A 22,316-nucleotide genomic window follows, 5' to 3' on the forward strand; every position below is an offset into this window, starting at 1 on the left:
GGCCAGACCGCCGTCCACGGGCCCCTGTGGTGAAATTGGTAGACGCGCCGCACTCAAAATTGCGTTTAGCCTAAAAAAGTAAGCCAAAAATCACGCAAAACCAGTAGTTTGAGCAAGGACGAGACCTCCAGAAAGACTTACACATGTCTTACACATTTTGGAGTTTTCGCAATGCCGACAGAAAGCCATCTGCTGATGGATGGGGCGCTGCACGTCTATCGACGTGAGAACAGCCGCTACTGGCAATGCTCGACCTATCTTGGCAGCCGCAACTATCGGCAGACGACCAAGGAGGTCAGCCTTGCTGCCGCCAAGGATTTCGCGCGCGACTGGTATATGGAGCGTTGCGTCGAGGATCGCCAACGCCGACGCGGTGGTGTTGCCTTGCTTGACGGCACCGTCCAGCCCCTGTTCGCCGGAACCGGCGCGCCGACCGATGGTCGGCGTCGGCGAACGCCTACTGGCCCCAGCTTCAAGGATGCTGCGGATGCATTCACCAGCGAGTTCGAGGTAATCACGCTGGGCGAACGCAACGCGGAATATGTTGCATCGAAGTCAGATCACATCCGCGTTCACCTGTTACCCTTCTTTGGTGACATCGCGCTTGAGGACATAACAGCCGGCAAAGTGCAGGAGTATCGGGCGCACCGTCAGACATCGAGGCTCGATCCCAAAACCGGCAAGCCGAAGAAGCCAGCACGCGCGACCTTGCACGGCGAGATCGTCACGCTTCGGCAGGTTTTGAAAACCGCAAACCGCAAGGGCTGGATTGCGGCAATCCCGGATATGTCAGCGCCCTACAAGACGTCCGGCAAGGTGGAGCATCGCGCGTGGTTCTCGCCCGAGGAATACAAGATGCTTTACGAGGCCACGCGCGAGCGGGCGAAGAACCCGCCGAAGCCGCGCTGGCGTGAAGTTTGCGAGACCTTCCACGATTACGTTCTGTTCATGGGCAATACCGGACTTCGGCCCGATGAGTCCGCACGGCTTGAGTTGCGGGACGTCAAGATTGTGAACGACGAATCGACCGGCGAACGCATCCTGGAGATCGAGGTGCGAGGCAAGCGCGGTGTCGGTTTCTGCAAGTCGATGCCCGGTGCGATCCTGCCCTTCGAGCGCGTTCGCAAGCGCAAGCAGCTCAAACCGACAGACCGGATATTCGGGAAGTCGCCGCGAGAGTTAATGAACACGGTTCTCGACGAGCTGAATCTGAAGTTCGACCGCGATGGCCACATCCGGACCTGCTACAGTCTGCGGCATACCTATATCTGTCTGCGCTTGCTCGAAGGGGCGGACATCTATCAGGTCGCCAAGAACTGCCGCACGAGTGTCGAAATGATCGAGAAGTTTTACGGGCGCCATCTGAAGAACAACATCGACGCATCGGCCGTCAATGTGCGCAAGGCCAAGCCCCAAAAAGTGGAGGTCCGAAAGAAGATCGCGAAGCGAACAACATAGGCCAAGATGCCGTGTTTGGTGTTGCGTGTTTTGACGGCGGCGCTATAGGCACCTCGCAACGCGGGCGTGGTGGAATTGGTAGACGCGCGGGATTCAAAATCCCGTTCCGCAAGGAGTGTGGGTTCGATTCCCACCGCCCGCACCATCCTCTAGCATGATCCGATTTTCCCGCCGCACGGTGGGGCGGATCATGCCCAAGCGGGCCATAGTGGACCGGACGGGCCGCGGCTCGCTTCCGCGAAATGACAGAAAACCGTCTGTCATGCTGGCCGAAGGAATTCCGGACGGGATTCGGCCATCGCCGCAGACATCGAAAATATCTCCGCACGTCAATTTTGCCCTGCTTTACAGTCTCCAAGTGTGTAGGAAGGGGAGGCGGACCGAGCGTGCTTGTTTTCAATCACCCCGGCAAATTTAGGCGGGGGTGTATTTGTTAACATGCTGAATATGCCATTCTTCACCCTGCAATTCTGCTGCGCTATACTCTAAGGATTATTAGCGCATGTTGACTGACTATCATTCCAAGTATCTCGCGAGCGATCTTGTCAGGCGTAGATCGTCGGACAGCAGCGACAAGCTGGCTATAGCCGTGGCTGGTGCTCAAGTTGATATGAACCCGCATCAAGTCGACGCTGCGCTCTTTGCGTTCGCGTCTCCCTTGTCGAAAGGGGCGTTGCTCGCCGATGAGGTCGGGCTTGGAAAGACAATAGAAGCAGGCCTTGTCATTTCTCAGCGCTGGGCAGAGGGAAAACGACGGGTGTTGATCATCGCCCCGTCGAATCTGCGAAAGCAATGGTACCAGGAAATGAACGAGAAGTTCTTCATTCCCTGCTCCATCATTGAATCGAAGTCATATAATGCCGCCATCAAGGCAGGGGACTTCCGACCGTTCGACATGAATGGCAGTGTCGTGATCTGCTCATACCAATTTGCCCGAAACAAGGCCGCAGACGTGCATTCCACACCTTGGGATTTGGTCGTAATCGACGAAGCCCACAGATTGCGGAATGTTTATAAGCCGTCGAACGTGATCGCCAACACGCTGAAAACGGCGCTAGCCGAGCGCCATAAGCTGTTGCTGACGGCGACGCCTCTGCAAAACTCGCTTCTTGAGTTATTCGGATTGGTCAGCTTCATTGACGAACACACCTTTGGCGATTTGAAGAGCTTTCGGGAGCAATTCGCCAATCTCTCGCAGGAGCGCACCTTCGAGATTCTGCGTGACCGTTTGAAGCCGGTTTGTCACCGCACGCTTCGTCGCCAGGTGACAGCCTATGTCCCCTACACCAAACGCCACGCGATTTTGGAGGAGTTCAGCCCGGACGAAGCGGAAGACCGGCTATATAATCTCGTGACTGACTATTTGCAGCGCGATAACCTTCAGGCGCTTCCCGCTAGCCAACGCTCTCTGATGACGCTCGTGCTTCGCAAGCTGCTCGCGTCGTCCACCTTTGCCATTGCGGGCGCGCTCACCTCAATATCCAACCGGCTACAAAAGCGGCTCGATCAGAGTAGGCCCACGTCGCTCTTAGAGGAGCTGGACGAGGATTATGAGGCGCTGGATGAGACGGCGGAGGAGTGGTCGGATGACGAAATCGAACCACTGACGGAAGCCGATCAGAGGGTGCTTGAACACGAAATTATAGAGCTTCGTGAGTTTGCGGAATTGGCAACCTCCATCGACCAAAACGCCAAAGGGAGGGCGTTGCTGCAAGCTCTGGAAGTGGGTTTCGCCAAGGCGCGGGAATTAGGTGCCGACGAAAAGGCGATCATCTTCACGGAATCCCGCCGCACCCAATCCTATCTGCTGCGGGTGTTGGCCGACAGTCCGTTTGCCGATCGCATAGTTCTGTTCAACGGCACCAACACCGACGATCAATCGAAAGCGATTTATCGCGAATGGGTGTCCCGCCACGAAGGCTCGGATAGAGTTACGGGGTCGCGAACTGCCGATATGCGCTCTGCCTTGGTCGATTATTTTCGCGAGCAGGGCCGGATTATGATCGCCACCGAAGCTGGTGCGGAAGGCATCAATCTCCAATTTTGCTCAATGGTCGTGAACTACGACCTGCCTTGGAACCCACAGCGTATTGAACAGCGCATCGGACGTTGCCATCGCTACGGCCAGAAGCACGATGTCGTAGTTGTCAATTTCCTCAACCGGAAGAACGAAGCCGACCAGCGCGTCTATCAGTTGCTGTCCGAGAAATTTGAGCTTTTCGAGGGCGTTTTCGGGGCGAGCGACGAGGTGCTTGGTGCCATTGAATCTGGCGTCGATTTTGAAAAGCGGATTGCCGGTATCTACCAGCAATGCCGCCAGACAGCTGAGATCAAGTCAGCTTTCGACGAACTCCAGCTTGAACTCACCCTTGAGATCAACGAGGCGATGAGCCACGCCCGGCGCAAGTTGCTCGAAAATTTCGACGACGAGGTGCGCGAGAAGCTCAAAATGCGCAACGCTGACACGAACTTGCACCTCAGCCAGTTCGAGCAGCAGTTGATGAAACTTGCGGCGCATGAGCTGGACGGTGATGCCGATTTCATCGACTCGTCATCGTTTCGGCTCAATGCCGTCCCGAACTGGCTTTCGGGCGAGGGCGTTCCTACCGGCCTGTATGAATTGCCGCGCCGCACCGGCGACGCGCATCTGTTCCGCGTCAATCATCCGCTCGGTCAGGCTATCGTTGCCCGCGCACAATCGCGCGACCTGCCCGTTGCCGAGATCGCCTTCAATTATTCGGGCCATAAAGGGCGCATTTCCCAAATCGAACTCCTGAAAGGTCAATCGGGCTGGCTCGCAGCGTCGATGCTGTCGGTCGAGGCGTTGGGCCAGAGCGAGGATCACCTGTTACTCGCGGGAACGACCGACGACGGAACGACGCTTAGCGCCGAGGCCACTTCGCGGTTGATGACCATTGCCGGTGGCGTCACCGGATCGGCCACACAGCCTAATGCAATCACAACCGTACTCGCTCAATCGCTGGCCGAGCAGCAAGCGCACATCCGCCGGGACATATCGGAACGCAACGCCCGCTTCTTCGAGATCGAGGCTAACAAGCTCGACGGGTGGGCGGACGATTTGAAGGTAGGGCTGGAGCGCGAGCTGAAGGAGCTTGATCGCCAGATCAAGGAAGCCCGCCGCGCCGCTACGCTCGCGCAGACGCTGGAAGATAAGCTGGCGGGGCAAAAGGCGGTTAAGGCGCTCGAAACCGAGCGCTCGAACAAGCGTCGGTCGCTATTCGATGCGCAGGACAAGATTGACGAACAACGGGCCGTTCTAATTGCCCAGATCGAGGGTAAGCTCGAACAGAGCGCGGAAACAAAGCCGCTTTTTACGATCCGGTGGAGTGTGAAATGAGCGAGGAAAAATCACCGTCCGAAACATTGGCAGCGCAGATTGTGGATCAGTTGATCCAGTCGGGCCTTGTCCGCACGGAGAAAAGGGATTCTGTTGTCATCAAGATCGCATCGGGCGAAATGAAGGGCCTCGACTGGAAGAACGAGATCGACCTGGCTGCCGAGAAGGCTGCGACGGCATGACTGGGATTGCTCTAAAATCGCTCAGCCTCACGGCGTTTCGGGGTTCTTCAACCACCTTCAAACTCCCGTTCGAGAAGGGCCGGAAGCTCACCTTGATTTACGGTGAGAACGGCACGGGAAAAACCACGATTTGCGATGCCCTTGAGTTTTTAGCCGTTGGCGATGTCGGTTCGCTGAACGACAAAGGTATGGGCCGCGCGCTGGAAAAATACTGGCCATCGGCCAACAAGGCTTTGTCCGACATCGACGTGGTGCTGGCGACGTCAAATGGTGTTGAGTGCAAGGGGCGCTTCGTTGACAAGAAGCCTGTCTTCGAGCCTGCCGATGCGCGCCCGCTGATCGAATTGCTGCGCCAGCAGCAGATTACTGCGCTTATCGAAACGCCGCCCGCCAAGCGATACGAGGTGTTGCAGCGCTTCATCGACGTTGAGGCGGTCGAGAAGTCAGAAGATGCGCTTCGCAAGCAGGTGCAGGAGCTTGAGGCCGACAAAACAAATAGGGAAAATGCCGAATATCAGAGCTTCGCGGCGCTGAATGACCTGTTCGAGGTGGCGGGGAAGCCTGCCGGTCTGACGGCGATAACTTGGGCAAAGGCGCTGTTGGCCGAGCCACAAGATAATGTCGAATCCGAGCTGAAAGCCGTTGAGCTGCTTCGGGGCGTCCTCATTGCGTTTGGCGCCTATCCCGATTTGCTGACGCAAAGCCAGAATTCGGTTGTTGCCGCCAAGGATGCTTTCGACGCCGCGGACGCCGCCATGAAGGCCGCAGTCGTTACCGCAAGCGGCAATGCGTCTGAAACCGTTAAGCTCCTCGAGGCGGGCAAATCATACCTTCATGCCCATGCCGCCGCGACCGTCTGCCCGCTCTGCGAAAGCGATGACAAGATTGTCGGGCTGGCGGAATCGATCACTGCTCGTCTCGTTCAACTCTCCTCGGTGCAGGAAGCGCAAACAAACCTCGACATGTGCCGATTCACGCTGAATCGCGCCGAAGCTGCTCGCGCTCAGCTTGATGCCAATTACGCCAAGTCGCTCGAAGATTACGCGACCGCGAAGGGCGGGTTTGCCTGGGGCGCGAAATACACCTTTCCGTCTTCCGACCCGCCAGCCGCTATCGCCGATGTTCAGCAATGGCTTGTTTCGGCGGAAGCCTCTGCCAAGACATGGGCCGATGCCGAGGCGTCGCTGCGGCAAGGCTCGAATCGTTTTGCGGCCGTCAAGAGCGCGCTGGATCGCTACGAAACGAACAGCACACGCAAGAAGGAGGTTGAGGCGCTGATTCCCAAGGCCAAGCAGGCGCTGGAAATCTGCGTGAAGGCCCGGCAGGCATTTACCGACAAGGTGATGGCCGAAATCGCGCAGCAGGTTGGCGAACTTTACGAGAAGGTTCACCCCAACGAGGGTCTCGAAAAGATCGCGCTCCAGCTTGATCCCAAGAAGCGTTCGTCGATTGAAATGCAGGCCAAGTTCGCGGGCAAGGACGTTCCGCCAACGGCCTATTTCAGTCAGTCCCATCTCGACACGCTGGGGCTGTGCGTATTTCTTGCGCTTGCCCTGCGCGACAAGGCCATTGAGAAAATCTTGATCCTCGACGATGTGCTGGGGAGCATTGACGAGCCGCACGTCGAACGGGTGATCGACATGCTATACGCCGTCAGCGAGCGCTTCCGGCACACCCTTATCACCACGCATTACCGCCCTTGGCGTGAAAAGTTCCGCTGGGGCCGATTGAAGCCGGATCAGCCCTGTCAGTTCGTTGAGCTGACGGGTTGGGGGCTTGATGGTGGGATGCGGATGAAAAGCGCGCTTCCCGAAACCGCGCGGCTCAAAATATTGCTGGAGGCCGAAGACCCTGACTTGCAGGCGATTTGCAGTAAGGCCGGGGTAATGCTCGAAGAAGCTCTCGATTATCTAACCCAGAAATACGAGTGCGCCGTCCCGCGTCGGCATGGTGCGGCCTATACACTCGGCGATTTGCTACCAGCCGTCAAAGGCAAGCTCCGCGACAATCTTCGTGTGGAAATCGTTACTCCGGTCGAGGGTGCCGAACCCATTGTTGCTGCGATCGACCTGAAACCTATGCTCGATGCGCTTTCACTCATCGCCCAGACACGAAACGTGATGGGCGCACATTTCAACACCCTTTCGTTCGAGTTACTTGATGCGGACGCGATGAAATTCGCCAAGCAGGTCGAGCAGCTTGCCGATGCGCTGGTGTGCCCCGAGCATGGTTGGCCCAGCCGCGAAAAGTCGGGCAGCTATTGGGAAAATGGCGGTGGAACCCGTCGCCTCCATCCATTGAAGAAGCCGAGCTAGATCATGCCCATTAGACCAGAGCAGTTTGCGATCCTAAAAAGCCATTTGGAGCAGACTTATGTTCCGCACCTGCCGAAACTGCTGAAGCCAAAATCCGACGCGGAGAATCTCAGCAAGAACATTGATCGTTCGTTCTCCGCGTTTGCACTCGATCACATATGCCAACTCGACCCTAAGAAGGCCGCTAAATCGGTCGTGGATGACTATGAAGATTACGGAATTGACGCGATCTATTATCACGCAAGAACCAAAACGCTCTATTTTGTTCAAGCCAAACTCAAGGAAACCAAGTCTTTCAATCAGGATGAGGCGCTAAAGTTTACTCATGGCGTGCGACGGCTGGTCAACGGCGATTTCGTTGGTTTCAACGAGAATGTGCTTCGGCGGGAATCGCAAATCCGTGGCTACCTTGCCCACTGCGATCATATTGAGATTGTGGTAGCCCACACGGGCGAAGGCATTCACGTCCATGCCGAAAAGGCCATTCAGGAGCTACTCGCGGACAAGGCCGGCGGTGAAGGTCGGATTAGGGATGCCGTTTTCGATTTTGACGCTGTCCACGCTGTTAATGGTTTGCATAGCGTCAACGCCGTTGAGCCGGTTAATTGCCGCATAAAGCTGTTCAACTACGGCGAAGCGACCGATCCCAAGATTGCCTACTATGGCACCGTCGCGCTTTCAGACCTCGCGGACTTACACAAGCTACATGGAAAGGCCCTGTACCAGAAGAACATTCGGACGTGGCTCGGCCACAAGACACCTGTGAATGAGTCAATCCAGGAAACTCTCGGCGCGCAGCCCGCACGATTCCAATATCTGAACAATGGCGTCACCGCGCTATGCGAGGAGATCGCCCCAAAAGTCGGAGTGAAGACCGAGCAGCGCGAATTTGAACTTACCGGGTTTTCCATCATCAATGGCGCGCAGACCGTCGCCTCGACCGCCAATTTTGTTGCAGAAAATCCAGATGCGGACATCTCCGATGCCAAGGTGATGATCACGCTCATAAAGGCCGATGCGGAAGGCGATTTCGGCAAAGACGTCACGCGGGCGCGCAATCACCAAAACGACGTGAAAGACATCGCATTCGCTGCGCTCGATGAAGAGCAGGAACGCATCCGGCGCGAGTTGCAACATCTCGACATTGATTATGTCTATCGCGTCGGTGAAAATCCTAGCGGCAATGATCCCAACCGAGTGTTGGTTAGCGAAGCCATCCTGGCATTGGCGATGCTGGAGGAAGATCCTCGCTATCCCATCTGGATGAAGCAATCTCTTACCGAGTTTCAAAAGACAGATGGCAATCAATATCGCCAGATATTCAGTCAATCTTTGAGTTCGCTCCGTCTTGTAAACGCGGTGAGAGTTTATCGGTATATCAATGCACGCGTCGATTCACTTGTGCGAACTAATTGGTATGAGGAGAAGGCTGCTTATAAGCACGGGCGCTATGCACTAGCCTTCATTCTGACCAAACAGCTCCGTGATGCGATCAACGGGAATGTTCTAATTGATGTCGCTAAATTGAGCGCGGCGGGAAGCTTGCCGATGGACGAACTTCGTCAGAAGCTTTGGGACGTGGTTCAATCCCAACTCGCCTATTGCGGTCCCTTGAAGTCGTTCCGAAATCCAAATTTTGGCTTGCCTGCCATCACCAAAATCATGACGAATCATTATAATCTCGGCGGTGACCCAGTCTGCATTATCAAAGCGGGCAAATGGGTGCTTGGTGAGCCCTACCAAGTGGACCTCTTCAAATACCTCGCCGCCAAAGCGCCGCAGATTGCGAATGTGATATGACCAAAAAACAGAAACTTGAACTGACGTGGGTGGGCAAGGAAAACCGGCCTCGGCTGGAGCCGCGTATCCTGATTGAAGACCCGGCGAAGAGCTATCATGCCGCCGCGCGGGTGACGGATGCGGACATTTTCGACAATGTGCTGATCCACGGCGACAATCTGCTCGCGCTCAAGGCGCTGGAAGCAGATCACGCGGGCCAGGTAAAGTGCGTGTTTATCGACCCCCCCTATAACACTGGCAGTGCCTTCACCCACTATGATGACGGGCTGGAGCATAGCATCTGGCTGGGCCTGATGCGTGATCGGCTGGAGATTATCCGGCGGTTGCTGGCCGAGGATGGCTCTCTGTGGATCACCATCGATGACAATGAGGCGCACTATCTCAAGGTCATGTGTGACGAGGTATTTGGACGCGCGAATTTCGTGTCAAACGTCGTTTGGCAGAAGAAATACTCGAAGCAGAATGATGCAAAGTGGCTCAGCACGAGCCACGATCACATTTTGCTTTATGCCAAAAATAAGGAAACGTGGCGTCCCAACGCTGTTGAGCGAAATGCCGATCAGCTCAAGGGTTATTCCAACATTGACAATGACCCGCGTGGTCTATGGCAATCTGTTGTCTACACCTGCGCGAAAACACGCGCCGAGCGGCCCAACCTCTATTATGGAATCGAGCATCCACGCACCGGGGAATTGATTTATCCCAGCGAGACCCGTGTTTGGGGATACGACCCAAACCGCCACGCACAGCATGTCCGTGATGGACTCATTTGGTGGGGTAAGAACCAAGAGAAGGACAAGCCCCGGTTGAAATCCTTTCTTCAGAAAGTCGGCACTGGCTTGGTTCCCGACACCCTATGGTTTCGGGACGAGGCAGGGGACAACCAAGATGCCAAGCGTGAGGCACTCGCGTTCAATTCAGCGGATGTATTTCCGACTCCCAAACCCGAAAAATTGCTGAGCAAGATATTGCAGATCGCCACCAATGCGGGTGATCTTGTGATTGACTCATTCGCCGGTTCCGGCACGACCGGCGCGGTTGCTCATAAAATGGGCCGCCGCTGGATCATGGTGGAGCTTGGCGATCATTGCACCACCCACATCGTGCCGCGTCTCGCCAAAGTGATTGACGGCAGCGATCAAGGCGGAATCAGCAAGGCGGTCGATTGGAAGGGCGGGGGGGGCTTCCGCTTCTATGAACTTGCTCCGTCGCTGTTAGAAACCGACAAATGGGGCCGCGAGGTAATCTCCAGCAAATATGACGCCGCGATGCTGGCGCAGGCATTATGCAAGCTGGAAGGCTTCACCTACGCACCGAGCGATAGCGTCTATTGGCAGCAGGGCCATTCGTCCGAGAGTGATTTCCTCTATGTCACCACCCAGACGCTGGAGCCGGAGGAGCTGGCCGCTCTGTCCGAGGAAGTCGGTGAAGGCCGTTCGCTGCTGATCCTCTGCGCCGCATTCCGGGGCAATGCCGATTTTTGGCCTAATCTGACTTTGCGCAAAATCCCCAACCACATCCGCAGCAAGTGCGAATGGGGGCATGACGATTATTCGCTCAACGTCGCCAACCTGCCAATGGCCGAAAGGGAACCCGCTCCGCCTCCACCCGCGCAATCCAGCTTGTTTGATGGGGAGGATGCAGCATGAGCAATCTCCGTCACGTCAACGCCATATCTGGTCGCTTGAGTCTGCGCCCGCCGCAGCGTCGCAGTCTCGAAATCCTAGACCGGGTTACGGAGATCGTGCCGCCGACGCGCGCCACCGATCTTGCCGCCGCGATGGAGATCATCGCCAGCGAGTATCCCGGCGTTGTCGATTTCGAGCGTGAATTTCCGTCGCTGTGCTTTGCCCTGGCCACCGGCGTTGGCAAGACCCGCCTGATGGGCGCGTTCATCGCCTATTTGAAGATTGCCCACGGCATCAACAACTTCTTCGTCCTCGCGCCGAACCTGACGATCTACAACAAGCTGATCGCGGATTTCACGCCGAACACGGCCAAATATGTGTTCAAAGGTATCGCGGAGTTCGCCATCTCGCCGCCAGTGCTGACCACCGGTGAAACCTATGAGCGGCAGATTGCCTCGGGCGGCAATCTCTTCCCGACGACGATCAACATCTTCAACATTGCCAAAATCTCGTCGGAAGTGCGCGGCGGGCGAAGCCCGCGCATCCGCTCATTCCGCGAGGAAATCGGCGAGAGCTATTTCGATTATCTCGCCAGCTTGCCCGACCTGGTGCTGTTGATGGACGAATCGCACCGCTACCGCGCTACGGCGGGGATGCGCGCGATCAACGAATTGAAGCCCGTGCTTGGCCTTGAACTGACCGCGACCCCCTTCGTCGAAAGCACGCGCGGACCTGTCGCATTTAAGAATGTCATCCTCGACTACCCCCTTGCCCGCGCGATGGAGGATGGCTTCGTCAAGGAACCGGCAGTCGTCACCCGCAAGGATTTCAATCCGGCGGGCAAATCGCCCGAAGCGATCCAGACGATGAAGTTGGAGGATGGCGTTCGCCTGCACGAAAGCGTCAAGGTCGATCTGGAAACCTACGCCCGCGAAAATGGCGAGCGTATCGTGAAGCCCTTCGTTCTGGTCATCGCGCGCGATACGACCCACGCGGCAGAGCTGACTCGGTTGATCCGGTCCGACGCCTTTTTCGAGGGCCGCTACGCCGAAAAGGTTATCCAGGTCGATTCGAGCGTGAAGGAAGAGGAGACCGTCGAGAAGCTGTTGACCGTCGAACAGAATAACAATCCGGTCGAGATCGTCATTCACGTCAATATGCTCAAGGAAGGCTGGGACGTAACCAACCTTTACACGATCATTCCGCTGCGCGCGGCAAACGCCCGCACCTTGATCGAGCAGAGCATCGGGCGCGGGCTGCGCTTGCCTTACGGCAAACGCACCGGCGTTGCCGCAGTGGATCGTCTCAACATCGTCGCGCATGACCGATTTCAGGAAATTGTGGACGCGGCGAACGATCCCAAATCGACAATCCGTTTGAAGCAGCTTGTGCTTGATGAGGCCGATTTGTCGCGCAAGACCGTGACCGTCGTGGCGTCGCCGACGATCATGGGCAGCCTTGGCCTGCAAGCCGCACCGAGCGTGGATGCGGCAACGGCCTCCGGCCCCGTGCAGACCCCGGCATTCACCGACGCGAATGATATTCGTGTCGCGCAGCTCGCCTACGATGCTTTCCGCAAGCTCGCGCGTGAACCTGACAAAGTGCCGAGCGTATCCTATCTTTCCCGCGCCGATGTTCAGGCGCAGGTCGTGCGCGAGGTGCGTAGTCAGTATCAGGCACCGCAACTTGAACTTGACGGAATCGCGAAGCCGGCGCCCGACATGGAAGCCGTTATCGCCGCAACCGCGAAATTGATGGTCGAGCGCACCATCGACATCCCCCGCATTACCGTCATGCCCAAGGGCGAGGTCAAGGCGGGCTTCAAACCGTTCACGCTCGACTTGTCCGGGATGCGCTATCCCGCGCCGAGCGATGAGCTTTGGGCCAAGCATCTGCGCACCGATCAGGTCGATATTATCGGCCTGTCGCAAGGCAATCTGCTTGAAGACCGCTTGGAGGATTATGTCGTTAGCGGGCTGATCGACTTTTCAGACATCGCTTATGATGAACACGCCGACCTGCTCTATGAGCTTGGCGGACAGGTTGCGCGGCACTTTCTCACCTACCTTACCGAGACCGACGCAGGGCAGGTCTTGTCATTGCACCAGCGCGAAATCGCGCGTGCGGTTCATGCCCAGATGCAGGATCATTTCTGGAAAGATGAGGCTGTCGAATATCATCACGAGATCCGGCAAGGCTTTTCGGAGCTAAAGGAAACCGCATTTACGGCGTCACGCGAAGCCCCTCTCGATTACCGGGTGCCGCCTGCCGACAAGAGCAATATGGCGCGGTATCTGTTTGGCGGCTTTACGAAATGCCTTTCTACGGTGGCGAAATTCCATTCGGACACCGAACGCAAGTTGGCGGTCATTCTCGAACGCGAGGCGCTCAAATGGCTGCGGCCCGCAAAGGGCCAGTTCCAGATGTTTTACCGCAGCGGTCACGATCATCTCGAATATCAGCCCGATTTCGTCGCTGAGACTGACGATCGCATTCTTATGCTCGAACCCAAGATGGCAACGCAGATGAAGGACAAGGATGTTCTGGCGAAGCGCGATGTTGCGATCCAGTGGTGCGCCTGGGCGAGTGAACATGCGCGTTCGTATGGCGGGAAGCCGTGGCAATATGCCCTGATCCCGCATGATGCGATTGCTGAGAATATGACGCTGGGATTTTTGATGAAGCAGTTTGGGTAGGGCTTGGGCACTCCGGAAAAATTGCTGAGGGGGCTGAATGAACGAGTTACTTCGGGCAGCGACAAGGGATGTTTCGCGCTTCCTATCCAACCAACTTCCCAAACTGTCGCCTGACTGGTGGAACAAGCTGGTAATCGATCGGCTTAGTTTTCAGCAACAGCGCACTGCCCTCGAGCGAGGGTTTAAGCAGTTAGATCAATTCGACTTTGCCGCTTTATTGCGTATTCTGGATCAGAATTGGTTCGAGATCAGCTCGACGCTTAGCCTGCCGCGTGAAGCCCGTTCGTGGCTGAAGGAATTGCAAACTGTCAGGAACAAGTGGGCGCACCTGTCGTCAACCGATCTCCCTCCTAGTGAATCGTATCGAGACGCTGATACGCTCGGCCGCCTTCTGGAAGCCATAGATGGGAGTGCGGAGACACGCTTAGCGGTGGCCGCGGCCAAAAACATGGCGATGGCGGCAATGAGCCCACCCCCATCCTCGAATGGTCAGCCACACGAGGCTCTGACCCCTGCCTCAATCAATCGGGTGCCTGAAGAGGCCGTGCAGGTAAAAGGTGCAGCCGCCCAATCGTTGTTCAAGGTTGGCGATCTGGTCGCATTGCGATCGGCTCCCTCTCTCTTGTTGCCTGTCATAGAGGTGATGCTCGGGGGTGCGGAAACCCGCTATCGGGTTTTCCAAAATGGCATGAAGTCTGTCTTTTATGAAAGCCAACTCCAATCCGAACAATCTGACACCGAGCGACCTACGCCGCTCAATGCGGCGCAATTGCGGGCAAGGCTGACTGCATTTCAAATCCTGTCGGGTTCGACAGCCAATCTCTACTCTTTGCGCTCGGGCAGGGTGCAATTTGTCCCTTACCAATACCGGCCCGTTCTAAAGCTCATACGAGCTGACCGACCGCGCCTGTTGGTGGCTGATGAAGTGGGCGTTGGCAAAACGATTGAAGCGGGCCTCATAATCAAGGAGTTACGCGCGCGAATGGACATCAAGTCCGTTCTCGTGATTTGCCCGAAAGCCTTGGTCGCTGAGCGAAAATGGCTCAACGAAATGAAGCGCTTCGATGAGCATTTTAATGCCCTTGATGGTGCTATGCTCCGTCATTGCATTCAAGAAATGGACTTGGATGGCGAGTGGCCTGAGCAGCACTCCAAAGCAATTTTGCCTTTTTCGCTATTCGATTCCGATATGCTTTTTGGCACACCTGGAGGGCGTGGCCGACGAAAGGTTCGCGGCCTACTGGAGCTCGACCCACCCCCAAGATTCGATCTCGTAATCGTCGATGAGGCGCACCACATCCGTAATAGCGAGACGTTCTTGCACCAAGGCGTCCGATATTTTTGCGACAATGCACAGGCGGTCGTGCTGCTGACGGCTACGCCCGTTCAGCTTGGTAGCGATGACCTATTCACGCTTCTAAATGTTTTGCGTCCTGATCTCGTTATCGATCACGCCAGCTTCGAACAAATGGCCGAGCCTAACCGACCGATCAACGCCGCTATTCAGCATTGCCGGTCAGTCGAGGACGGTTGGCAACAGAGTGCAGTCGATGCCTTGAACGACGCGGCGGCAACTGAATGGGGGCGGCTTTTCCTTCGGGAGTCCCCCAATTTTCAAGCTGTATATGATCGACTAGGGCAGCAAGGGCTTGAGGATGCCGACCGGATTCCGCTGATTAGGGAGCTGGAAGAACTCTATACGTTTAGCCCGCTCATAAATAGAACCCGTCGCCGCGACATCGGCGATTTCACAACCCGGAAACCTGGGACCGTATTGGTCGAGTTTACGTCAGAGCAGCGCGAGCTGCACGACAAGCTTTTGGATTTGATCGGCCGAATTCTCGCAAAATGCCACGGTCAGCAGAATGTAAAATTCATGATGACGACGATACGTCGCCAAGCCGCCAGTTGCCTTTACGGGTTAGCGCCACTGCTCGCCGATATTCTGGCTGGCAAGCTGGATCAGCTCGAAATGATGGAAGCGGCAGACAGCGACAGTGACGTTGATCTAGGGTTTGTGCAGTCCGTGCGTCGCGAAATTGATGAACTCTTAGCCCTTTCCCAAAATTTGAATCCCGAGGATCGCAAGATTGAGGCATTCAAGAAAATTCTCGCGGACAAGGGGTGTTTGGAAAACAATAAGTCTCTCGTCTTCACCACGTTCAGGCATACGCTTTCCTACCTCGCGGCACATACCGCCGAAACCGGCCTGCGGTTCGGTGTGGTTCATGGTGGTATTCCCGATGAAGAACGGGCGAATTTGAGGCGGCGCTTTGCACTCGCGAAGGACGACCCCGAGGCAATCGACGTGTTGTTATCTTCTGAAGTCGGTTGCGAGGGACTCGATTTCCAGTTTTGCGACCTTCTGATAAATTATGATCTGCCCTGGAATCCGATGCGCATTGAGCAACGTATCGGTCGAATTGATCGATACGGCCAGCGTAGTGAGACGGTGGCGATCATGAACCTTGTCACGCCGGGAACGGTTGACGGCGACATTTATCAGCGCTGCCTCTGGAGAATTGGTGTTTTCCAGCACGCGGTTGGCGGCAACGAAGAGATATTGGGGACCATCACCCGAGAAATTCACGACATTGCCGAAAGTTTCAGTTTGAACGAAGATGAAAAACGAAACCGGCTAAGGCAACTGTCGGACAACGCCATTCGCCAGCTCCGGGAAGAGGAGGACTTGGAAAACAAGCAATCTGAGCTTTTTGGCTTGGACGTTCCAAAACCATCTTGGCGGGACGACGTTGAGGCTGCGGAGACATTTTGGCTTTCTCCTTCCGCGATAGCTGCCGCCGTTGAAGCCTATCTTTCTGGAAGGCTGGAAAGCGAGAGCGAGCACCTCCTTGGCGCAGGGCCGCTCAAGACACTTAGGTTAAGCCAAGAATCACGAGCCGCCCTCTTGACCGATCTTGGTCGGTTAGATCGTTTGGTTGATCCGATCTCACGGGAATGGGAAAAGTGGCTTAAAGGTGGGCAACCGACCTTGGCTGTCACGTTCGATCAGGAAGCTGCGTCAGAAAATCCCAAAACAGTCCACATTTCGGTCATCCATCCCCTTGTGCGTCAGGCGGCGCGCTTTCTTGATGTTGATGAGCCCCAGTTCTGCACCTTGGAACTCCACAGCGCCGATTTACCCGTGGGGGATCATCCCTTTGCGCTATATCGTTGGACGAAGCACGGAGTCCGACCAGATGAGGCGCTTGTCGCTATCGCCACCGACATGGCGCTAGAAAGTTCATTGTTGGAGGTTCTGGCGCTGGCCAATCATGTCGATTTGGCTTTGCCTGGCCCCGATATTTTTGAGGGTCTGGAATTACGCCATCATGCAAAATGGGTGGAAGCGCAGGCAAATCACATCGACGGAAACCGTCAGTTAGTTGAGCATAGGGTTCAAAGCCTCACGGTCAGCCACCGCGCCCGCTCAACTGTCATCGAAGATCAAATTGGACGCGCTACGAACGACAAAATTCGTGTCATGCGCCAAGGTGAGCTGGCGCGAGCAAACGCGGACTTTGATCGCCGCATCGTTGAACTTGAGCAAGCCACTAGCGGCGGTGATGTCCGTGCGTCCCCCATTGTCTTTGGCTTGCTGCGGATCGTGAAGGCGTCGGCATGAGCGTCATCAATGATGTCCGCGCGGAACGCGAGGATTTGGCTCGCGTACTTGAGAAACATAGCGGAATTCGTAAGATCGTTGAAGATCTTTACCCGGACAGCGCCCACTTCATATACGAACTTTTGCAGAACGCTGAGGATCGTGACGCTACCGAAGTCAAGTTTATCCTCACGCCCGATAAGTTGATATTCGAGCATAATGGCGAGCCGTTTCGCCCACAGGATATTTATGCGATCACAGATATTGGCGAAGGCACCAAGGCGCACGATGATGACAAAATCGGTCGCTTCGGCGTTGGATTCAAAGCCGTGTTTGCCTATTCGGAAACTCCACACATCTGGTCGCCGACATTCTCATTCAAAATCTGCCGATTGGTTCTTCCTTTTGAGCTAGAACACGCGCCTGGCTTACGCGATCAGACACGCTTTGAGTTCCCATTCGACAACCCCAAAAAGACGTCGGCTGATGCTCATCAGGAGATCAAGACTGGCCTTAGCGAGCTTGCAGAAACAACGCTGCTTTTCTTGCCGAATATAGAATCGATCAAATGGGAATTGAAGGACGAGCTGTCCGGCGAAATTCTCCGAGTTGCTCATACCGATTCGCACATCGAGGTCATGAAGCAAGTTGATGGCCGCACGACGACGAGCGCTCACTATCTCAAATTCAGTCAGCCGGTGGCAGGTTTGGAGAAGCAACGTGTCGCAATAGCTTTTGCTCTCGACTTACTGCCGAACTTCCAAAATTTCACACACGAAAAGCCACTATCGGCCCAGCTCAAAATCGTTTCCGTTCCAGGCCAAGTCGCCGTCTTTTTCCCCGCGGGCAAAGAGACATCAGGTCTGCGATTCCATCTGCACGCCCCCTTCGTCCCGGAGCTAAGTCGCGCGAGCATCAAAGAGACCCCGGCCAACAAGCCTCTGTTCGAACAGCTAGCGATTCTGACCGCTTCTTCGCTTCATACGATCAGGGATTTGGGGTTGCTCTCGAATGATTTTCTGGGCGTCTTGCCCAACCCCCAAGACTCGTTGGGTGCCGGATACGTTCCAATCCGTGCGGCCATTTGCGAGGCGATGAACGACGAGCCATTAACGCCGACGCACGCAAAGGGGCACGCCCCTGCTCGAACTTTGGTTCAGGCCAAATCCGCGCTCAAAGATTTGCTCTCACACGACGATATTGAGTTCCTGATCGACTACGACGACGATCCGCCACAATGGGCCGCGAGCCGGGCCTTGCAGGGAACCAATGTCGAAAAATTCATGAATGGTCTCGCAATCACTGATTGGGACATCGACGAATTTGTCAGTTGCATCGAGGAAAACACTACGGAAGGCAGCTGGCGCGGTGTGAACGCCGATTTTATGCAATGGCTGGCTAGTAAGAACGGCGAGTGGCACCAGCAATTCTATGCTCTTCTGGCCAAGGAGGCCGACACACAAAGCGCAATCTGGCGGCTGAAGCGGTGCCGAATAGTGCGGCTTGCCGAAGGACGCTACGGCGTGGGGCCGAAATGTCACTTTCCTAGCGACAGCGGCCTGAAATCTTCTGCGGTGCTTTGGGTCGATGACGCAGTTTACACGGCGGGTAAGGGCAAAACCCAGCAGGAAAGCGCCCGAAAATTTCTTGAAGATCTTGGCGTAACCAGCGTTGGCGAGTGGCAGTTCGTAGAAGCCATCCTCAAAGACGGTTATACGAGTGATAGTCGGACATTAAACCAGCGCGAATACGCGACGCATTTGCGCCGATTTATGAAGCTTTTGGATGAGGAACCTGCGTCCGCTTCGCTGTTAGCGTCACATCATCTCTTTCTTGGCAAAGACGATAGATGGCACCAACCAGCAAGTATCTTCCTTGATGCCCCATACCTTGAAACTGGTATCAGCGAATATATCAATATCCTTGGCACTTCGAACAAAATATTTGCGTTGGCCGACGCCTATGCGTCGATGCCTATCGACACCCTGAAGGTTACGCGATTTGCCGAAAAGCTTGGCAGTCTGACTCGGATAAATATTACAACGCAGCAGTGCTCAAATAATCCAAAATGGGACTATTTACGCGACGTTCCCGGCGAGCGCTACACTGCCACCGGGATTAACCGCGATTATGGTATCCGACACTTCAAACAACTAACAGAAAGAAAATCAGTAAAACTTTCTAAGCTTGTCTGGGATACTATGCGCTTATTGCCAGAAACCGATTACGGATATGACTGGGCCACTCATAAAAACCCGCTCCGCGCGACGTATCGGATGAACGAAAGCAACGGTGCGCGGTTTGCCGATTCGGTTCTTGTCCATCAGCTTCGAAACCACGCATGGGTGCCACAAGGCGAGGCTGAATTCGTAAAGCCCGCGCAGGCTCGATCAGAGCTGCTTCCAGAAGGATTTACCTTCGATGCTGGATGGCCATGGCTAAAGGCTATCCAATTTGGCAGAAATATTGAGGCGCAGAGTGCTGCCGCAGAGGCACAGGCCGCCGCCGTCGCGGATCGGGAAAAATCGCAGAACGAAGCCGCGAAAGCGTTGGGCTTTAACGATGCGGAAACTGCCCGCAAGGCCGCTGAAATTCCGGCTGATGAGTTGAATCGTTACCATGCAGAATGGGTGCATCGAAAAAATTTCCAACTGCCAAAAAATGAACCAAAGAATCCAGAGCGGCGCGCCCTTAAGGTGAGCGCTCAGGCAGCCGATGCGCCGGGAAAGGTCAGTGAACATCGGACACGATCTGTTTCGGTCGGAATTGGGGCGGTGAAGCAGGAAGCTGAGCAATATCTGCGGCAGCAATATACGAATCCCGACGGTGAAATGATCTGCCAAATTTGCAGCAAGCCGCTGCCGTTTCGGCTTCCAGACGGGCGGCATTATGTCGAGAAAGTTGAGTTTTTCGACGACGCTGAAAAACGGCATTTTCAAAACTATCTAGCGCTCTGTCCTAACCACGCTGCGATGTTTCAATATGCGCTCGGATCAGGCGACGTAATCCACGAAACGTTTCTGGCTTGCGACGATGGAAATCTCGAAATAATTTTGGCCGGTAGTGACGCTACGATCTATTTCACTGGGACACACATGGCAGATTTGAAGGCCATCATGGAGTCCTAAGAGCCTGATCCGAAATTAAGTTGAGTGGTGTCAGCGGGTTAGCTTGACGCCATCCCAAGTCGCTGATTCACGGGGTTTTGCAACAAACTTCCGGAGTTCGACGATGTGGACCGACACCACTCGGGCGCAGTATGCCCGTGCACAGCTGACTTTGCCAAGCGATTTGACTGACGCGGAATGGGCCGTGCTGGAGCCGTTTCTTCCGCAGCCTTCACTGGTTGGGCGTCCGCGGAAGTGGCCGCTGCGGCGCATCGTCGAGGCGATCCTGTATCTGCTGCGCGGGGGGCTGCCTTGGCGGATGTTGCCGCCCTGCTTTCCTCCGGTCTCGACGGTACGGCGCTGGTTCTACCTGTGGCGCGACAATGGTCTGTGGCTTTCGCTCAATCATGCTCTGCTTCTGATCGGCCGGGAAGCGGCAGGGCACGAAGCGTCGCCCAGTGCAGGAGTGATCGACAGCCAGAGTGTCAAAACCACCGAGAGCGGCGGGCCTCGGGGCTACGATGCGGGCAAGAAAATCAAGGGGCGCAAGCGCCACATCCTGACCGACACAGACGGCAACCTGGTTCATGCTGTGATCCACACCGCCGACATCCAGGATCGCGACGGTGCACCGTTCGTCCTCGCCGAAATAATCCGCCGCTTCCCGTGGCTGCGGCACGTCTTCGCCGATGGTGGGTATGCCGGTGACAAGCTCCGGGAGGCACTGCGCAAGATCGGAAAGAGCAAATGGACCATCGAAATCATCAAGCGGTCCGACACCGCCAAAGGCTTCGAGGTGCTGCCGCGCCGCTGGGTGGTGGAACGAACCTTTGCATGGCTCAGCCGCAACCGACGTCTCGCCAAGGACTTCGAACAAACCATCGCCTCAGCAACCGCCTGGCTGTTCATCGCATCAATCCAGCTCTTCACACGCCGTATCGCAAGAGCATGAAATTACACGAGATAGTTTTGAATCAGACTCTAATGCAGACGCTTCTGTGTTGTAGCGCTGCCTATCGGCAACCCGCTCTATGCGCTGCGCGCACCAAGCCTGTAGTCTTGGCCCTTCGGATGGAGATCGGGAGCGCGAGAAAATGAGCGGGATTTTCTAAGGCCGCACTCTTTCCCGCTGCGCTCCTTGAGGGTGCGGAGTCTTTGAGCCGAGCCGCTGGCACTCTTGCCTCTCTCCTTGCCGTGCGAGCGACGGACGCGCGTTCGCTTCGACTGGCGGCGCTGCGCCGTTGGGCCAACCTCCTTGTCTTCGCTCTTCTTGCCGTCACGTCGCCCGCCGGCGTCGCGCCGTGCAAGGGGGCCGTTGCCTGTGCCGCGCTCCGGCTGAGAGAGGCTGATCGCCTCCGCTCATTTGATGGTGCGGGAACGCCAAGGGCTTTGCCCTCTCGTTCCCAAAGCAGAATAGCCGCCCCCGAGTGGCGGTCGCTGCGCGCCCGCTGGCCCGCGCCAGGGCAACGATTCAGCTTTCCCTCCCCCTCCCATCCTCGCCGGAAGGCAGAGCCGCATGTCGCAGACAGTGCGGCATCCTGCCGAGGAAGGAAGGTTTCAGATGACCGATTTGCTCTTGAACTATCGTGCTTGCGGCGCGGAGTGCCGCGACGATTATTTGCGCGAGATCGCCAACGAGAACGGCTTGCCGCTGGATTGCGTTCGCAAGATCGCTGACCGGCTCGGCGAGCGCCAGGATTTCGGGGCGTTGGTCCTGATTTGCGAAGGGCGCGGAGCGCGGAGCTCCGATCAGTCACGGGGGCGGGTCCAATGAACGCCAGCCTCACCAGCCAGCGCGAACGCATCGCCCGTTTGAACGACTTGGCACGGCGCGCGATGGGAGTTGCCTGCACCGCCGTTGCAACGGTCGGTTTTCGTTCGCTGCCCGACGCCGATCAGTCCTGCGTCCGCGAGTTGATCGAGACGTTCGACGCTTTCGACGAGGACAACGACCCCCACGGCGAACGCGATTTCGGAACGATCTACCAGCTTGCCGATGGGCGCTGGGCGACCGAGCGCCCACGACTGCGAGAGGATGAGCGCGAACGGGTGTTCTGGAAACTCGATTATTACGACCGCCAGATGGAGTTCGCCAGCGACGACGCGGCGAACCCAGCGATCACGAGGCGCGTTCTGACCATCATGCTGTCCGATGAATATTGAACGGA

General features: G+C 56.1%; 12 protein-coding genes and 1 tRNA gene. All 13 read left to right on the forward strand.

All coding sequences use genetic code 11. The annotated features are described in order from the left end of the window. The first annotated feature begins 171 nt into the window (after positions 1 to 171). The 13 genes from CDQ92_RS15070 (at position 172) to CDQ92_RS15130 (ending at position 22,311) form a co-directional block, all read left to right on the forward strand. On the forward strand, positions 172 to 1,458 hold the full coding sequence (locus CDQ92_RS15070) for a site-specific integrase (protein WP_088442143.1): 1,287 nt from the start codon (positions 172 to 174) through the stop codon (positions 1,456 to 1,458). Positions 1,459 to 1,518: 60 nt separating this feature from the next. Beyond that, positions 1,519 to 1,603, forward strand: a tRNA-Leu gene (locus tag CDQ92_RS15075). A gap of 357 nt (positions 1,604 to 1,960) precedes the next feature. Beyond that, the gene (locus CDQ92_RS15080) at positions 1,961 to 4,816 is read left to right on the forward strand and encodes an SNF2-related protein (RefSeq protein WP_088442144.1); all 2,856 of its coding nucleotides are present in this window, start codon (positions 1,961 to 1,963) and stop codon (positions 4,814 to 4,816) included. Further along, the gene (locus tag CDQ92_RS15085) at positions 4,813 to 4,998 is read left to right on the forward strand and encodes a hypothetical protein (RefSeq protein WP_088442145.1); all 186 of its coding nucleotides are present in this window, start codon (positions 4,813 to 4,815) and stop codon (positions 4,996 to 4,998) included. Before CDQ92_RS15080 ends, CDQ92_RS15085 begins: the two co-directional genes overlap by 4 nt. Further along, on the forward strand, positions 4,995 to 7,313 hold the full coding sequence (locus CDQ92_RS15090) for an AAA family ATPase (protein WP_088442146.1): 2,319 nt from the start codon (positions 4,995 to 4,997) through the stop codon (positions 7,311 to 7,313). The genes CDQ92_RS15085 and CDQ92_RS15090 overlap by 4 nt, the downstream gene beginning before the upstream one ends. A 45-nt stretch (positions 7,314 to 7,358) precedes the next feature. Then, positions 7,359 to 9,113: an AIPR family protein gene (locus CDQ92_RS15095; protein WP_158213867.1), complete on the forward strand. Its 1,755-nt coding sequence runs from the start codon at positions 7,359 to 7,361 to the stop codon at positions 9,111 to 9,113. After that, positions 9,110 to 10,762 (forward strand): site-specific DNA-methyltransferase, encoded by a 1,653-nt coding sequence (locus CDQ92_RS15100; RefSeq protein WP_088442148.1) that lies wholly within the window; start codon positions 9,110 to 9,112, stop codon positions 10,760 to 10,762. Before CDQ92_RS15095 ends, CDQ92_RS15100 begins: the two co-directional genes overlap by 4 nt. Next, a complete protein-coding gene (locus CDQ92_RS15105; RefSeq protein ID WP_088442149.1) occupies positions 10,759 to 13,437 on the forward strand; it encodes a DEAD/DEAH box helicase in 2,679 nt (892 codons plus the stop codon). The genes CDQ92_RS15100 and CDQ92_RS15105 overlap by 4 nt, the downstream gene beginning before the upstream one ends. 37 nt (positions 13,438 to 13,474) lie before the next feature. Continuing rightward, positions 13,475 to 17,062: a DEAD/DEAH box helicase gene (locus tag CDQ92_RS15110; protein ID WP_088442150.1), complete on the forward strand. Its 3,588-nt coding sequence runs from the start codon at positions 13,475 to 13,477 to the stop codon at positions 17,060 to 17,062. Further along, positions 17,059 to 20,169 carry a sacsin N-terminal ATP-binding-like domain-containing protein gene (locus tag CDQ92_RS15115; protein ID WP_088442151.1) on the forward strand — a complete coding sequence of 1,037 codons (3,111 nt, stop codon included), beginning with the start codon at positions 17,059 to 17,061 and terminating at the stop codon, positions 20,167 to 20,169. Before CDQ92_RS15110 ends, CDQ92_RS15115 begins: the two co-directional genes overlap by 4 nt. 103 nt (positions 20,170 to 20,272) lie before the next feature. Continuing rightward, positions 20,273 to 21,100, forward strand: a complete 828-nt coding sequence (locus CDQ92_RS15120; protein WP_088442152.1) for an IS5 family transposase — start codon at positions 20,273 to 20,275, stop codon at positions 21,098 to 21,100. Between the two features lie 609 nt (positions 21,101 to 21,709). After that, entirely contained in the window at positions 21,710 to 21,922 is a 213-nt protein-coding gene (locus tag CDQ92_RS15125; RefSeq protein WP_088442153.1) for a hypothetical protein, read from the forward strand. Continuing rightward, positions 21,919 to 22,311 (forward strand): DUF3768 domain-containing protein, encoded by a 393-nt coding sequence (locus CDQ92_RS15130; protein WP_088442154.1) that lies wholly within the window; start codon positions 21,919 to 21,921, stop codon positions 22,309 to 22,311. Before CDQ92_RS15125 ends, CDQ92_RS15130 begins: the two co-directional genes overlap by 4 nt. Positions 22,312 to 22,316: the final 5 nt, after the last annotated feature.

The organism is Sphingopyxis bauzanensis (genome assembly GCF_002205675.1).
In the GTDB taxonomy this organism is placed as follows: domain Bacteria; phylum Pseudomonadota; class Alphaproteobacteria; order Sphingomonadales; family Sphingomonadaceae; genus Sphingopyxis; species Sphingopyxis bauzanensis.